Annotated in this window: 13 protein-coding genes; 5 read left to right on the top strand and 8 right to left on the bottom strand. The window is 62.3% G+C overall.

All coding sequences use genetic code 11. The annotated features are described in order from the left end of the window. Nucleotides 1-36: 36 nt before the first annotated feature. The 5 genes from INT29_RS18810 to INT29_RS20295 all read left to right on the top strand — a co-directional run bounded on the left by INT29_RS18810 (nucleotide 37) and on the right by INT29_RS20295 (nucleotide 5,822). On the top strand, nucleotides 37-1,554 hold the full coding sequence (locus INT29_RS18810) for a class I adenylate-forming enzyme family protein (protein WP_193072990.1): 1,518 nt from the start codon (nucleotides 37-39) through the stop codon (nucleotides 1,552-1,554). A gap of 94 nt (nucleotides 1,555-1,648) precedes the next feature. Beyond that, entirely contained in the window at nucleotides 1,649-2,044 is a 396-nt protein-coding gene (locus tag INT29_RS18805; RefSeq protein WP_193072988.1) for an SRPBCC family protein, read from the top strand. Beyond that, entirely contained in the window at nucleotides 2,013-3,200 is a 1,188-nt protein-coding gene (locus INT29_RS18800; RefSeq protein WP_193072986.1) for a hypothetical protein, read from the top strand. The genes INT29_RS18805 and INT29_RS18800 overlap by 32 nt, the downstream gene beginning before the upstream one ends. Nucleotides 3,201-3,260: 60 nt before the next feature. Further along, the gene (locus INT29_RS18795) at nucleotides 3,261-5,156 is read left to right on the top strand and encodes a PEP/pyruvate-binding domain-containing protein (protein ID WP_319020946.1); all 1,896 of its coding nucleotides are present in this window, start codon (nucleotides 3,261-3,263) and stop codon (nucleotides 5,154-5,156) included. A gap of 66 nt (nucleotides 5,157-5,222) precedes the next feature. Continuing rightward, nucleotides 5,223-5,822, top strand: coding sequence for a PEP-utilizing enzyme (locus INT29_RS20295; protein WP_226842235.1), 600 nt, complete (start codon nucleotides 5,223-5,225; stop codon nucleotides 5,820-5,822). A gap of 23 nt (nucleotides 5,823-5,845) precedes the next feature. Here the strand turns inward: INT29_RS20295 and INT29_RS18790 are convergent, their stop codons facing one another. The 8 genes from INT29_RS18790 to INT29_RS18755 form a co-directional block, all read right to left on the bottom strand. After that, complete coding sequence (locus INT29_RS18790; RefSeq protein ID WP_193072984.1) at nucleotides 5,846-7,267, bottom strand: FtsX-like permease family protein; 1,422 nt, start codon at nucleotides 7,265-7,267, stop codon at nucleotides 5,846-5,848. Further along, nucleotides 7,264-8,049, bottom strand: coding sequence for an ABC transporter ATP-binding protein (locus tag INT29_RS18785; RefSeq protein ID WP_193072982.1), 786 nt, complete (start codon nucleotides 8,047-8,049; stop codon nucleotides 7,264-7,266). The genes INT29_RS18790 and INT29_RS18785 overlap by 4 nt, the downstream gene beginning before the upstream one ends. Before the next feature lie 295 nt (nucleotides 8,050-8,344). After that, entirely contained in the window at nucleotides 8,345-9,934 is a 1,590-nt protein-coding gene (gene groL / locus INT29_RS18780; protein ID WP_101574181.1) for a chaperonin GroEL, read from the bottom strand. A gap of 36 nt (nucleotides 9,935-9,970) precedes the next feature. Then, the gene (gene groES / locus INT29_RS18775) at nucleotides 9,971-10,264 is read right to left on the bottom strand and encodes a co-chaperone GroES (RefSeq protein ID WP_009883265.1); all 294 of its coding nucleotides are present in this window, start codon (nucleotides 10,262-10,264) and stop codon (nucleotides 9,971-9,973) included. Nucleotides 10,265-10,733: 469 nt separating this feature from the next. Further along, complete coding sequence (locus INT29_RS18770) at nucleotides 10,734-11,963, bottom strand: resuscitation-promoting factor (RefSeq protein WP_101574182.1); 1,230 nt, start codon at nucleotides 11,961-11,963, stop codon at nucleotides 10,734-10,736. 232 nt (nucleotides 11,964-12,195) lie between these two features. Beyond that, nucleotides 12,196-13,116 (bottom strand): TatD family hydrolase, encoded by a 921-nt coding sequence (locus INT29_RS18765; protein WP_101574183.1) that lies wholly within the window; start codon nucleotides 13,114-13,116, stop codon nucleotides 12,196-12,198. Then, nucleotides 13,116-14,831 (bottom strand): methionine--tRNA ligase, encoded by a 1,716-nt coding sequence (gene metG / locus INT29_RS18760; protein ID WP_101574184.1) that lies wholly within the window; start codon nucleotides 14,829-14,831, stop codon nucleotides 13,116-13,118. The genes INT29_RS18765 and metG overlap by 1 nt, the downstream gene beginning before the upstream one ends. 210 nt (nucleotides 14,832-15,041) lie before the next feature. Continuing rightward, a complete protein-coding gene (locus INT29_RS18755) occupies nucleotides 15,042-15,926 on the bottom strand; it encodes a DUF559 domain-containing protein (RefSeq protein ID WP_193072980.1) in 885 nt (294 codons plus the stop codon). Between the last annotated feature and the right edge of the window lie 404 nt (nucleotides 15,927-16,330).

Below are 16,330 nucleotides of genomic sequence, written 5' to 3'. Positions count from 1 at the left end.
TTGTTGAAAGTATGGCACTCGTCACAAGGAGAAGCAATGAAGCTCGGTACTATGCTCGATTCCACCGTCCTGCGCGACCCGGATCACGAAGCTCTGGTCTATGGGGATGAGAGGTACACCTATGCCGAGCTTCGACACCACGCTCTCAAGGCGGCACGTGTGCTCGAGGACAACGGCATCGTGGCTGGTGACACCGTCGGAATCATGACGTTCAACGTACCCGGGTTCGTCTTCGCTGCCTTCGGCGCCTGGTATCTGGGAGCCATCGTCGTTCCGGTCAATCACAAGCTGCAGGCTCCTGAGGTCAAGTACACGATCGAGCATTCCGGTGCGAAGCTGGGCATCGTCAGCGCCGAGCTGGCCGAAACGGCGCGTGCGGGTGCCCCGGGCATCACCTGGTTGGAGACCGAATCCGCGGCGCCGGGCAGCTTCGACTCTCAGCTGGCGGCGGCCGAACCCGGCGAACCGGGTGATTTCACAGACGAACACGTGGCGCAGATCCTCTACACCTCGGGGACCACCAGCTCACCCAAGGGGTGCGTGCATTCGCACCGCAACATGTCCCAGGTCGCGACCCTGATCAACCTCAACATGGGTTATCGCAGCGACGACCGCTATCTCATCTGCATGCCGATCTGGCATTCGGCTCCGCTGAACATCAGCCTGCTCCCCACTATCCTCACCGGCGGCACGATCGTGCTCCAACGTGCGTTCCATCCGGTGGATTCGATGACGATCATCGCCGAGGAGAAGATCACCACCTTCTTCGGTCCGACCATCGCCTATGTTGCACCGGTGATGACGGCGAAGAAGCTCGGCCTCGACTTCGCAGACTATGACTTCTCCACCATCCGGCGTTGGAACTACGGCGGGTCCCCCATCGATCGGTCGACCGCGGCCATGCTCATCGAAGCCTATGGGACCGATCAGTTCTTCAACCTGTTCGGCATGAGCGAAATGGGACCCACCGGCTGCATGCTCAGGCCGGAGGACCAGTTGCGCAAGGCCGGTTCGGTCGGCCGAACGGCGATGGTCGGCAATGCGCTGCGCGTCGTCAAGGCCGACGGCGCAGAGGCCGGCCCCGGCGACACGGGCGAAATCTGGTTCGCTGGTGATACCCGCATGCGCGAATATCTCAACAACCCCGAGGCGACGAGGGCCGCTTTCGAAGGCGACTGGTACAAGACCGGCGATATCGCAACGCTTGACGAGGACGGCTACCTCTTCATCGTCGACCGCAGCAAGGACGTCATGATCGTCGGCGGAGAGAACGTCTACTCCCTCGAGGTGGAGGAGGCGATCATCGCTCACGAGCGGGTTGCCGATGTCGCAGTGGTGGCGAAGCCGGATGCCGAGTGGGGCGATCGAATCGTCGCATTCATCACCACCGCCGATGGCCGGCCCTTCGACGTCGAGGAGCTGCGTGACTATCTGGCTGACAAGCTCGCGCGGTACAAGCTGCCGCGCGAGGTCATCATCACCGAAGAGCTCCCCCGCAACCCTTCAGGCAAACTGCTCAAGCACAAACTCCGCAGCGAGGTCGCTGCCGGGTAGCGGCTGCCTCTGCCGAACGGGCGCGGTCACGGTATCGCCGGACACGCGCCCGCGGCCTCTGGCCGGATCGCGGCTCCTGTGGTGCACTTGGGTCATGAGCTTCGACGCGCAGCACATTTCGCAGACGATCCACCGAGACCCCTCAGACATCGCGGTCTTCGCCGGCAATCCGGCCAATCTTCCACAATGGGCAGCTGGCCTGAGCGAAGGCATTCGCAATGACGCCGGACGGTGGATCAGTGACTCGCCGATGGGTGAGGTCGAGGTCAGCTTCCGACCCGGCATCGAGTTCGGGATCCTCGACCACGACGTGATCTTCCCCGACGGCACCGCCGTGCACAATCCGCTGCGTGTGCTCCACAACGATGATGTCAGCGAAGTCGTCTTCACGGTCTACCGCCTCCCGAATGTCAGCGACGAGGAATTCGCCCGCGACACCGCTGCCGTGCAGAAGGACCTTGAACGACTCCGTGATGTCCTCGAAGGCTGACCGATCGGAGGCCTCCCAGCAGGCTGATTCCACCATGAGGTGGGGTCACAGGTTCATCAACGCCGCCATGCGCACCCTGTACTTCGGTCGCATCCGCGTCCTCGACCTCAGCGATGAGGACGCCGCAGGCAGCGCGAACCAGCGTCCGCGCCTCATCATCTCCAGTCACCGCAATGGTGCCATCGACGGCCATCAGGTGCTCGCCGCGTTCCCGCGGGCCCAGTTCCTCGTCTCGATCCAGCTCATCCGCAGCTGGTTCCTCCGCCTCTTCATCGCCGGCATCCCCGTCGTCCGCCCCAAGGATGTCGAGCGCTACAACCTCGACCCAGCATCGGTGGCCAGCCCGGTCGAAGCCGGCACTGCACACCTTCGCCGAGGCGGTGACCTCGGCATCTTCCCCGAATCCAGCAGCGAATGGGGCCACCGACCCCAGCCCTACAAATCGGGTGCCGCCCGCATCGCCTGCACCCTCATCGAGGAGAGCCTCGACCTCGAGATCATCCCGGTCGGCCTCTTCTATTCGACCCCTGACCGGTTCCGTTCCCGCGCCGAGGTGGTCCGCGGGAAATCGATCACGATTCCTGACCGCAATGGCCAGGATCGGTCCGTGTGGGAGGCCCAGGTCGCCTCGGCGCTGAAAGCGGCCCTCGATGACGTCTCGGTGAACTGCCCCGATGGGGCCACTTTCGAACGGATCCAGGCGGAGGCGCTCACCACCGCCCGACACACTGCGAGCGGATCGGCCACGTTCGCGCGGGCCTTCCTCGATCTGCAGAACGAAGCTGCGACTCCCCCGACCAGCTCCGTCACCAGCACAGATACCAGCACCGTTGCGGCACATGCAGCGACCGACACACACGTGGCTGACGATGGCCGTGGGGGTGTGAGTTCTGCCGTGAAGGTCCTGCGCTGGGTCGGCCTCACACTCATGTGGCTCTTCGCTCCGATACTCGGGGCGGCTGCTTTTGCCGGATCGCGCGCGGACGGTCGCAATACTGTCACACTCTTCCGCCTCCTCGGTGGCTTCGCAGCGGTTATGGTCTGGATACCGGTACTCATCGCTGCCGCGTTCTTCTGGCCCCTGGTCATCGGAATCGGCATCGTCAGCGCGGTCTGCGGCTGGCTGCTTCTTGGTCTCCGTCGCGTCCGTCTGTGACTCGGCCGTCCCCTGTCCCTTCGATATCCGCCCTCATCTGCGACATCTCTAGGAGCTCTCGTGACTCTCACTCTCGGCTTCACCGATCCCCTCGCCACCGAACTGGCGACCAGCGGCGGCAAGGGCGCCAGCCTCGCGAGGTCCGCGCAGAACCTGCCCGTGCCCGGCGGTTTCATCGTCACCGCCGAGGCCTACACCCAGTTCGTCGCACCTCTGCAGTCCCGAGTCACCGAGCTCATGGACACCCAGCACCCCGCCGAGGCGATCGGCGATCTCATCCGCAGCACCCCTGTCCCCGATTCGTGGCTTGCCGACTTCGCTGCAGCGGCCCAGGCTGCGGGCCTGAGCGATGAGGCTGTGGCAGTCCGCTCCTCAGGCACCATGGAGGATCTGCCCGGTGCGGCCTTCGCCGGACAGCACGACACCTACCTCGGCGTGCGAGGGACTAAGGCCATCGCAGAGGCGGTGCGAGACTGCTATGCCTCCCTGTGGAATCCGCATGCCTTCCGCTACCGCCAGCAGCTTGGTGTTGACCAGCTGGAGGCGAAGATGGCCGTTGTCGTCCAGCTCATGGTCGCGGTCAGCGCTGAGGAGGCTGCCGGGGTCGCGTTCTCCGTCGACCCGGTACGTGGAAACACGGACGAAGTCCTGATCAATGCTGCGTTCGGCCTGGGCGAGACCGTCGTTGGTGGGGAGGAACCGGTCGACGAATTCCGGATCGCCCGCGCCGACGGCACCCAGATCGCGTCCGAGATCGCGGACAAGCCGAAGGCTCTCGTGATGAGCGAACCGGCCGAACCTAGCGAACCGGACGGTCACGGCCATGCGAGGACGACGGTCATCCACCTCGGCGAGGATCAGCGTACTCGTCCTGCTCTGACGCCCGAGCAGGCCCAAGCAGTGGCGCAGCTGTCTGTGCGGGCCGAGGATCATTTCGGTTTCCCTCAGGACATCGAGTGGGCCTTCAGCGGTGATGACCTCTTCCTTCTGCAGTCCCGTCCGATCACCCGCGTCGCACCTCGGTGGACTAGAGATGAATCCGCGGAACGATTCCCCACCCCTGTGACGCCTCTGACCTGGGACCTCGTCGAGGCGGGGTTCCATTACTCGCTCAATCACAGCTTCGACCTCATGGGTCTGCCGCCGTTTGACGACAAATGGTTCGTGATGCGCGACTTCTACATCTATGGCAATCAGACGGCCGTCGACCTCTACGCTGGCCGGCTGCCGACGAAGATGCTCTCCAGCGTCGAAACCATCACCGAATCTCTGCCGGAGATCGCCTCGCAGTTCGGCTGGGTACAGGAACTGCCGGTGCGGTGGATGCGTGATCTCGACACGTACCTCATGGGCATCGGCAGGCTCTCCCACGAACCCTTGGAGGACAAGTCGCTGGCCCAGGTGTGGGACCATGTGATCGCCATCAGCGACCTCGGCACCGAGTATTTCCGCCCCAATATCGCGATCTCTCTGACGCAGCAGACTCTCTACGGTGCGCTCTCTCACATGCTCGAGATGGCCGTGGACAAGGAGACGGCGCAGCTCGTATTCGAGCGGCTGCTGGCATCGACGGAGACGAAGACCTCCCAGGTCAACGCCGAGCTCTGGGAGCTTTCACGCACTGTGCGCAGCAATCCCGAGCTGGTGTCGACGCTGCGCAGCAATACAGGAGAGGCGGGACTGGCGGTCCTCGATGATTTCCCTGCCTTCTTCGACGAGTTTGCGACCTTCCTGGCCAAGCACGGCCACCGTGAACTCGATTTCGACGCCTACCATCCGACCTGGGTCGAAGCCCCGCATATCGTCCTCGATCAGGTTCGCCTGCTGGCCGACCGCGAGACGAACGCCTCGGCGGACTCCGACTTGGAGCGCAAGATCCTGCAGGCTGAGACCGAGCGGGCCGTGATCAATGCCGCCCCGGAGAAGCTGCGCTATCTGGTCCAGGAGGTCATCTGACTGGCACGTGCATACACGGCTCTGGATGATCTGGAGCATTACCAGACCACCCGGCTGACCCTGCCGATGCGCCGGGCTCTGTGCGAGCTGGGTCGAAGGCTCGTCGACCAGGGTGTTCTCACCGATCCCATGGACGTCTACTTCATCAACTTCGAGCCTCTCGACGCAGCGATCCGTGACACGGAAGTCGGCACTGGGCGCGGTGATGGCCAGCTCTCCCCCGCCAAGGCGCTGGCGGGTCTGACTGGGATCGCCGAGAAGAACAAGGCCGGGTATCAGGAAGCGGTTGAGAGGACTCCCGAATGGGAGCACGGTCGTGCCTCCGAGGTCGGCGATGACACGGACGGTGACTTCATCAAGGGAACTGCCGGCAGCCCCGGCGAGGTCACGGGCGAAGTCTTCGTCGTCCACAGTCCCGAGGACTTCTCGTCCTTCCCGGATGGTGCGATTCTGGTCGCTCGGACCACGAACCCTGCATGGACCGCCCTGTTCTATCAGGCCAGCGGCATCATCACGGAAAGCGGCGGAGCACTCTCCCACGGCGCGGTCACGGCCCGTGAACTGGGCCTGCCCGCAGTCATGGCTATCCGGGATGCCACCAGCCGCTTCACCTCGGGCCAGACGGTGAACGTCAACGGCAGCAACGGCACGGTGACACCGAACTGAGACCCGCCTCGGCGAGCCCAGCATCACACCGCTTCGAGAGCCTCCACGGGGCTGATCGACGTTGCCGCGCGCGCCGGGGCACGACTGGCGGCGAGCACAGCCAGAAGCGAGCCGGCGACGACGGAGATGATTACCCACCAGGGCACGGACGGTGCGAAGATTCCGGTCAGCGGGGACAGCAGAGACAGCGCACCGATCCAGCCGAAGACGATGCCCAGAGGCACCGCGACCAGGCAGGCCGTCACGCTCAGCTGCATTCCTTCGGCCACAATCATGCGTCGCACCCGTCGCGGCGTCTGACCCAGCGCCATGAGCAGACCGATCTCCTGCGTGCGCTGTCGCACGGAGAGCATGAGTGCGTTGGCAACTCCGATGATGGCGATGATGACGGAGAAGAGGACCATCCCCAGGAAGAACAGCATCGTTTGGTCGATGATGGTCTTCAGCACAACTTCGAAGCCTCCCCACCCTTCGTCACCGAGCGATTCGGCGTACTCGAGCAGCTGGTCCCTGAACGTCGTCATGGCTGTGGCGAACATGACGATGAGAGTGATGCCGATGACGAGACCGATGACCGTGCGTGCATTGCGGGTGGGGTGACGAGCGATCGTAGAGGCGGCCAGGCGTGAGGTTGCGGTGCGGCCGAGCAGCCACCCGGTGAGCGCCTGCAGAGGTGGGAGGATCCAGGGGTTGCCGACGATGACGCCGACGAACGTCAGCATCGCACCGAGTGCAACGAGCAGCACCCCCGCAGCACTCACCGTGTTCCCACTGGCGGCGACGATGCCGCTGATGAGAAGGGTGATTCCCATGGACAGCAACATGAGTGCGCCCGTCAGTGCTCCCATCGATGCCCGCACGTCCTCTGGCCGGCGCTCGACCGCCTGCGAGGTGGCCTCGATCGGAGAGATGCCGGTGATGCGACGGGCCCCCAGGTACGCGGAGAACCAGGTCACGACGATGGTCGCGGCACCCGGCAGGAACATCATCGGAGTGAACAGCTTGGGCTCCTCGGTGATCCGAGCGCCGAGGTAGGCCGTCGTTGCCAGTGCGAGTGCAGTCGAGACGAGGACCGCACCGATGGCACTGGGGATCGAGACCAGCAGTCCCTCTACCGAGGCGGCTCGACGCAGCCGTGCAGAGGAGGCGCCGATGAGCCTCAGCAGCGCCAGCTGGCGGCTGCGACCGGCGATGATGATGGAGAAGGTATTGGCGATGACGATGCTCGAGACGAACAGTGCGATGAGGAAGAAGACCAGCCCCACCGTTGTGAGCAGACCTTGAGCCGTGTCCGATTCCGCGATGATCTTCGCTGAAGACATCCAGGCTGTGAGGATCTCGATGCCCTGCATGATGACAGTGCCGAAGAGGGCAGCGATGAAGACGACGAGGAAGCTGGGGGCGAACTGGCGCGGGTTGGTCCGGATCTCCCGCATCGGGTTCATCGGCGCCCTCCAGCCTCGACGGCCTCGGCCTGCGCGTCGAGATCGAGCATCGTCTGCGCGATCACTTCGGCACTGATCGTGTCATTGAGTTCGGAGACGGGCGTGCCGTCGGCGATGAACACGACGCGGTCGGCGTGGGCAGCCACAAGCGGATCATGGGTGACGAGGACAATCGACTGACCGAGCTCGCGAACGGCCTCGGACATGATGGCCATGACTTCACGCCCCGATCGGCCGTCGAGGTTGCCGGTCGGTTCGTCGGCGAAGAGGATGTCCGGTCGGGTGGCCAGAGCACGGGCGATGGCCGTGCGCTGCTGCTGTCCGCCAGAGATCTCACCGGGCCGATGCTTCAGCCGGTTGTCCAGGCCGAGTCGCTTGATGATGCTGGAGATCCAGGCACGCTCGTCGGCATTGGGTTTGCGGTCGTCGAGCTCGAAGGGCAGCAGAATGTTCTCCCTGACCGTGAGGGTCGGCACCAGGTTGAACGCTTGGAACACGAAACCGATCCGCCGCCGCCGCAAGGTGGTCAGGTCGTCCTCATGCAATCCGGTGATGTCCCGTTCGCCGATGTGCACCGTGCCCGAGCTCGGACGATCGAGTCCGGCGAGAACGTGCATGAGAGTGGATTTGCCCGAACCCGAGGGGCCCATGATGGCCGTCAGCCGGGCGGGAGCGATATCGAGAGACACCTGGTTGAGAGCGACCAGCGCCGCCCCATCGGGATCAAAGACCTTCGAGACATCACGAAGTTGAGCGATGGGCATCGGTGAAGCTGTCGTCATGGTGTCCCTACATTGTTGCGTAACACTGCCTCATCCAGACTAACGATCATCGACGGCAAGGAACATGGGTTCTGACTGACCAGTAGGTGTGAGCCGCCTGCATGCTCGGCCATCCGCGCAAGCCGCTGCCTTCGCGACCTGCGGATATGCCTAAGCGCTTCGGCGGGCTTCCAGATTGGGGTTATAGGTCAGATTGCAGGCATGAAAAACACGTGTGGCCCGGAACAAAACGTTCCGGGCCACACGTGTATCAGTTCAACGCACTCGCTGCGCGCCGATGAGAATCAGATGGGACTCAGTCCTCTTCTTCTTCCTTCTTCTCGACGACCAGTGTCTCAGTGGTGAGAACCAGTGCGGCGATCGAAGCGGCGTTGCGCAGTGCCGAGCGGGTGACCTTGACGGGGTCGATGATTCCAGCGCCGATGAGGTCGCCGTAGGAATCGGTGGCGGCGTTGTATCCCTGGCCCGACTCGAGGTCGGTCACCTTGGATACGACGACGTAGCCGTCCTGGCCAGCGTTCTCAGCGATCCAGCGCAGAGGCTGGACGACGCCGCGCTTGACGATGTCAGCACCGGTGGCTGCGTCTCCGCTCAGGCTCAGGTCGTTTCCGGCCAGAACCTTGGAGGCGTGGATCAGAGCTGATCCACCGCCGGCGACGACGCCCTCTTCGATGGCTGCACGGGTAGCCGACACTGCGTCTTCGACGCGGTGCTTGCGTTCCTTGAGCTCCACCTCGGTGGCGGCGCCGACCTTGATGACTGCGACACCACCGGAGAGCTTAGCCAAGCGCTCCTGCAGCTTCTCGCGGTCCCAATCGGAGTCGGTGTTGTCGATCTCGCTGCGGATCTGGGCAACCCGACCGTTGACGTCCTCATCGGAGCCAGCACCATCGATGATGGTGGTGTTGTCCTTGGTGACGGTGATCGTGCGGGCGTTGCCGAGCTCTTCCAGGGTGACCTGGTCGAGCTTCATGCCCATGTCCTGGGTGACGACCTGGCCACCGGTGAGGACGGCGAGGTCCTCGAGGATCGCCTTGCGGCGGTCGCCGAAGCCGGGAGCCTTGACGGCGGCAACGTTGATGATGCCGCGCAGCTTGTTGACGACCAGCGTCGACAGAGCTTCGCCTTCGATGTCCTCTGCCACGATGAACAGAGGCTTTCCGGCCTGCTGCACCTTCTCCAGCACAGGGAGGAGCTCCTGGATGTTGGAGATCTTGCCCTGGTTGATGAGGATGAGCGCGTCGGAGAGCACAGCTTCCTGGCGATCAGCATCGGTTACGAAGTGCGGCGAGAGGTAACCCTTGTCGAACTGCATTCCCTCGGTGATTTCGAGTTCAACAGATGCGGCCTGGGATTCGTCAATCGTGATGACGCCGTCCTTGCCCACCTTGTCGAAGGCGTCGGCAATGAGCTTGCCGATCTCTTCGGACTGAGCGGACAGGCCGGCGACGTGTGCGATCTCCGAGGAGTCGGCGACATCGCGGGCGATGGTTCCGAGTTCGGTGGAGACAGCCTCGACGGCAGCTTCGATTCCGCGCTTGAGGGCACCTGGTGCGGCGCCGGCGGCTACGTTGCGCAGACCTTCGTTGACGAAGGCCTGCGCCAGGACGGTCGCGGTGGTGGTTCCGTCACCGGCGATGTCGTTGGTCTTGGTGGCAACTTCCTTGGCCAACTGAGCGCCGAGGTTTTCGTATGGGTCGTCGACCTCGACCTCACGAGCGATGGTCACGCCATCGTTGGTGATTGTGGGTGCGCCCCACTTCTTGTCGAGAACAACGTTGCGGCCCTTGGGTCCCAGCGTCACCTTGACGGTGTCCGCGAGGATGTTCACACCCTTTTCGAGTGCACGACGGGCCTCGTCGTTGAATTCCAGATTCTTAGGCATTCGTCCTCCTGTCAGTGAAGTAGTTGTTCAGGGGATTCAGCCGATGACGGCGAGCACGTCACGAGCCGAGAGCACGAGGAACTCTTCTCCTGCGTACTTGACTTCGGTGCCGCCGAACTTGGAGTAGATGACCTTGTCGCCAATGGCCACGTCGACTGGGACGCGGTTTCCGTTGTCAGCAACGCGGCCTGGGCCCACTGCGACAACTTCGCCTTCCTGAGGCTTTTCCTTGGCGGTTTCGGGAATGACCAGACCACTGGCGGTAGTCTGCTCTGCTTCGACCTGACGGATGACAATCCGATCTTCGAGTGGCTTGATGGAGACCGACATATCGGGCCCTCTCCCTTCGCTGGGGTTCAATTCTTCTTTGAGTCAGACGGCGGCGTGTGCCATGATCCCCTCGTCGTCGCGGGTGCCGAGTGGATCGACCGTCTCATTAAAACTGGCACTCGCTGAGTGCTAGTGCTAATTCGACTTTAGAACGCTCTTAGCACTCGGTCAACTCGAGTGCCAAGGATTGTCCACGCTCTGGGCGAAACCCCAGGAAAGGTACCCGGAGGCGGTGCTGTAGGCGGCCCGAACGCGGCCCTGTCGGCGGCCCGGAGGCGGTGCTGTAGGCGGCCCGGAGGCGGCTCGAAGGTCATGCGGTTCCACATGCTGCGAGCACACTTCCAGCAGATCTCTAGCGCCACGTGAATGCGCAGTACGGACTCGGGAGATCAACTCCCGAGTCCGTACTGCGCATTGTCTAGTTCAGCTCATGTGCCGATCGCTTCAGATCAGCGATTGCGCTCTGAAATCAGGCGCACTGCCACTGCCCCCAGCCTTCTTGAGCCTGCAGCTTCTTGGCACGCTGGAACTGCTCCTGCGGGCTGGCGTCCGAGGGATTGCCGCTGCCGCCCATGGAGTGCCAGGTCTGAGGCAGGAACTGGAAGAGACCGAAGTGAGTGCCGTTCGAGGCCTTCGGGTCGAAGTTCGATTCGCACTCAACGACCGAGTACCACTTCGATCCCGGCCCACCGAGCATGTCCTTGATCTCCTGGGTGCTCATGTTGCCACTGCTGGAGCCCGAGTCACCGCCGCCGGTGCTCTTGTCACCATCGTCGGAGCCGCCCGAACCGTTGTCACCGGTTCCGGCATCCGATCCGCTGCTGGAATCGTCTGGCTTCTCAGCTGGAGCTTCCTTCTTCTTGGTGCCCTGGATGACGACCTTGGTCTTGGGCTCGGAGAGGACCTTCTCGCTCTTCTTCTCCTTCTTCACCTCATCGCCATTAACGGTCTTGACCTTGTAGGAGACCTGCTTCTGGCCTTCTTTGCCTTCGTCCTCGACCTTCGTCTCACCCACGTAGAGGGAGTCCGACTTCTTGGTCTCGGTCTTGGGCTTGATGGCCTGCTTTTCCTTGACGGTGTCGTTCTTCACACGGTTCACGGTGAGAACCTGGCCGTCGGAGACTTTGGAGCTGAGGGGGACGGACATGAAGTCGTCCTTGTCCAGCTTCAGCTTGGTTTCAGCGAGGGCTTCCTTGGCGGTGCCCGCTGCGGCCGAGACCTTGTGATCCTTGCCGTCGGCAACGATTGTGAGGTCCTTGGCGGTCGTCACATCGATGTCGTTGCCTTCATCTTTGAGCTTCTGATTCGGCTTCGCGCTGAGGTCGGCGCCCTTAGCGTCCACACCGAGGTCGGCCAATGCCTGACCAACAGTGTTCGCGTGCGTCACCTCGTCGCTCTTCTTGCCGTCCACAGACAGTGAAAGTTCCTTCGCGGTGTTGACGGTGATCGTCATATCCCGCGATATCTTCTTGTTCACGCCTGGTTTGATCTGATCGCGCTTCTCGATGTCGAGGTCGCGGCTGTCGAGGACATCCCCCACGGTGCCACCGAAGGTCCGAACTTCCTCGGACTGACCATTGACATCCAAGGTCACTGGCTTGTTCATGGTTACCACGGCGCCCGTGCCACCCACGAGTCCGGTAATCACAACCGCCTGTGCAGCAATCTGCACTTTGCGGTTCTTAAGAAAATCAATCACAAAAATATCCCTGGGGCAGAGGTCATCAACTCATCCACTGTAACCGATTCGTTACAAGTTACGCAAAACATTACAAACATGTAACGGCGAGGGCCCGTAAGCTGGCCCTCTGACCAGGACTTCCCCGTGTTTCCGGGCTTCGTCACAATCGTGACATTCGCCCTCCGAGGTGGCCAATCAAACGTCAGACTCACCCCCGCCGAGGTTGTCTTTCAGTCCCAGCAGCTGCAGTTCAGTCCCAGCTGCCGAGTGCGGTCTCTGCGTTCTTCCACACTGCCGCGCAGAGCTCGCCTTCATCCATACCGCGCACCTCGGCGAGTTTGCGTGCCGTGACTGCGGCCAAGTACGGACCGCCTGGCTTACCGCGATGCGGGTGCGGGGTGAGGAATGGAGCATCGGTCTCGGTCAGCAGCAGTTCAAGTGGTGCTGCAGCTGCGGCACGGCGGAGTTCATCCGCGTTCTTGAACGTGAGGTTCCCGGCAAACGACATAAAGTAACCGGCAGCGGCGCATTCCCGGGCCATCGACTCGTCGCCGGAAAAGCAGTGGAAGATGGTGACCTCGGGAGCACCTTCCTCCTTGAGGATGCGCAGCACATCGGCGTGGGCCTCACGATCGTGGATCTGCAGGGCCTTGCCCGTGCGTTTGGCGATCTCGATGTGAGCGCGGAAGGAGCGCTGCTGGTCGGCGACACCCTCTTCACCGGTGCGGAAGTAGTCGAGTCCGGTCTCCCCCACCACGCGCATGCGGTCGTTGGAGGTCACGAGTGACTCGATCTCGGTGAGTGCGTCGTCGAGCATTCCTCGCTCGGCCAACCTCGGCGCCTCGTTCGGGTGCAGTGCAGCACCGCCGAGCATCCACGAGCGACCATCTTGTGATTGCTGCGTGACCAGCTCGGTCGTCCACCGTGCGGCCGGGAGGTCGCAGCCGATCTGGACGATGCGCTGGACGCCCGCCGACTGGGCGGTGTCGAAGAAGAAGTCGAGGCTCGGGAACTCTTCGTCCTTGTCAGGCCTGACTTCGGGCTCGGGTTCGCCCGCACCCAAGGGCAGTCGCACACCCGTGCAGATGTCGAGATGCGTGTGGGTGTCGACGACCGGGTGGGCAAGTGGTTCAGGCACCGGAGGATAGGTTCCGGCGGCGCGTGAAGCCATTATTCGGTCTCCTCCACGAACTTTGGGAACACCGGGACCGGCTTAGGCAGTGGGGTGCCAGGCTCCAGTGGGAAGTCGATCGCGGCGAACGAACGAGGATCCACCTCGGCGGCATTGACACCGTTCTCGGCCGACGCCGCGGCCATCGGTGCGATTCCTGCCGCTGCGGCAGCGGCACCTGCGGCGACGCCGACTCCGGCACCTACGGTCACAGGGGCCATCGCCTCGGCGCCGGTACCGTTGTCCGTCGCCGTCGGAAGCACCTTCGCGCCGGCCCCACCAACACCTTCTTCGACGCCGAGGAGATCGAGGATCTGGCCGGCGGAATCGGGCATGACGGGCTGGATGAGGATCGAGATGATGCGCACGACCTCGATCGTCACCCACAGCACTGTGGCCATGCGATCCGGATCGGTCTTCTTCAGCTTCCAGGGTTCCTGGGCGGAGAAGTAGCGGTTGGCCTCGGACAGGACCTTCCAGCAGGCCTCGACGTAGAGGTGAAGTGCCTGGGTGTCGACGTGGCGCCGAGCGGTCTCGGGGACGGCGCGGGCCAACGCGAGGAGCGCTTCGTCTTCTTCAGTGAGGTCACCGGGCTGTGGAACCTGTGCGTCGCAGTTCTTCGCGATCATCGACAGCGAGCGCTGGGCGAGGTTGCCGTACTCGTTGGCGAGGTCGGAGTTCTTGCGGGTGATGATCGAGTCCTTCGTGTAGGACCCGTCATTGCCGTAGGAGAACTCGCGAAAGAGGAAGAAACGCAGGGTGTCGAGGCCGAATGCGTCGACGAGGTCGATGGGATCGACGACGTTGCCAACGGACTTCGACATCTTCTCACCGGCGTTGAAGAGGAAGCCGTGGGCGTGGACGCGCCCCGGCAGCTCGATGCCGGCGCTCATCAGGAACGCGGGCCAGTAGACGCTGTGGAAGCGGATGATGTCCTTGCCGATGATGTGCACGTCGGCGGGCCACCACTTGTCCAGGCGCTCCTGGTCATCGGGATATCCGGCGGCGGTGAGGTAGTTCGTCAGGGCGTCGATCCACACGTACATGACGTGCTTCTCGTTGCCGGGCACCGGCACACCCCAGTCGAAGGTGGTGCGCGAGACCGAGAGGTCCTTCAGGCCAGAGGCGACGAACGAAGCGACCTCGTTGCGGCGGGAGTCCGGGCCGAGGAATTCCGGGTGGGTCTCGTACAGGTCGAGCAGCTTGTCCTGGTACTTCGAGAGGCGGAAGAAGTAGGACTCCTCTTCCGTCCAGGTCACCTCGGTGCGGGTCTCGGTCGAGAGGCGGACGCCGTCGACGACCTCGGTCTCGTCCTGCGTGTAGAAAGCCTCGTCGCGGACGGAGTACCAGCCGGCGTAGGTGTCGAGGTAGATGTCGCCAGCCTCTTCGAGCTTGCGCCAGATCGCCTTGGACGCTTCGTAGTGGTCCTCGTCGGTGGTGCGGATGAAGCGGTCGAACGTGGAGCCGAGCGCGAGCTGGGTGTCGCGGAAGTTCTTCGCGTTGTCGTCGGCGAGCTGCTTGGGCGTGATGCCGAGCTTGTTCGCCGCCTGCAGCATCTTCAGACCATGCTCATCGGTGCCGGTTGCAAAGAACACCTCGTGATTGTCGAGGCGCTTGAACCGCGCGATCGTATCGGCCGCAATGTACTCATATGCGTGACCGATGTGGATGGCCCCATTGGGGTAAGCGATAGCTGTCGTCAAGTAATAACCCATAGGTCACACAGTCTAAGGGACGCCGCGGCGTGGGCACGCACGGGTGCGGAGGGTGGGAGAGGTGCGGAGCGAACCGTCGAGGTGGAAACGACTCAGGTTGCGGAACAGTACATAGGTTGCAACCCGTGTACTGTTCCGCAACCTGACTACTGGCGCGGACAGCTACTCCGGTTCCCAGACAATCGAGCACTTGAATCGTCAGGCGAGTGTTCAGACCACGAGCTTGTTGCAGCAAAATCCACGGAGCTCTGGCGCTTGGCTGAAAAGCTTGTGGGCGAAAGTACCGAGGCTGAGAATCTCATTGAACCTAAAGCGAACGACCTTGTACCCCATCGCCAACAACCGATTATGTTGGTGACTTTCCTTCTTCATTCGGTCGAATCCGGCATCTACGTACTTCTGGGTCCCGTCGACATAGAGCACCACTTTCGTCGCTCTGTGGAAGAAATCCAAGCGGGTCAGCAGCCGGTGGCCGTCGAAGATATCGATCTGCTGATTGAAGTCTCGTAAGCCCAGCTGGTGCAGGTTCAGAGAAGCACGGCTTTCCGCATAGCTTTCGGAAAAGGGGCTGATCGCTGAAGTGAGCGTTCGTGCTTGGATCTTCCCCGTTGCCAACCGTCCTATTGTCGGCGCGAACAGTTCATCCACAGCATCCGGAACTCGAGTCAGTGCATCTCTCGGATACCCGAAGCTGAAGATTGACTCTTCGTCGGAGCCGAACATATGTTCTCGAAGGACCTGCTCGAGTGCGACGAATCCGGAGGCCGGCCCCAGTATCCGGATCAGATCCACCGCCGTTCGCGCAGCTGTCGTCACTGCCAATCCGCTGACGATCTGTTTATCTGCACCCACTAGAGTCCGTCGCGATCGAATCAGCTCCCGACTGCTTGAATTGGCTTTCGGATGGCTCACCGTCACCGGGCCGTCGGTCACGTCGAACAATTTGATCTTGTGCAACCGAGCTGCTGAGACTCCGCAGATCACGTCATCGTTGCGATAGTGCGGATAGTGAAGAGTTCTCAAACGGGCAAGGTGGTCGAGATAGCGACGACGATGCGATTTCTCCTTATGCAGGCTCTGTTCGTGGTAGCGCATCCACTCACTGTCGGTTCCGAATACTGCTATCGCCGAGTGCTTTGGATCCTTACACTGCCTTATAACCGAATACACTCCTCGACAGATCTTCACCAGGCAGCAATTCTTCGCGCCTCTGATCAGTGTCGTGTTGACACCAGCGGCTGCGAGATCGTCGTAGCAAACAATGTTATACATGTCCGCATAATGTCCTCCGCACCGTTGCGATTACGAGCCTCGGACAACACCCTGTGCACAACTGGTCAGCGTCCACAGGCTGACTACGTCTAAGTCGACGGGTTGTCCCCAGGAGTCAGACTTGAGCCAATCGCACCTCGCCGGGAGTCTGCACGGAACTAGTCGATGACGCCTCAGGTTGCGGAACAATACATGGGTTGCAACCCATGTATTGTTCCGCAACCTGA

Source organism: Brevibacterium sp. FME37 (genome assembly GCF_014897485.1).
In the GTDB taxonomy this organism is placed as follows: Bacteria; Actinomycetota; Actinomycetes; order Actinomycetales; family Brevibacteriaceae; genus Brevibacterium.
This window is presented reverse-complemented; position numbering and strand designations above follow the sequence as displayed.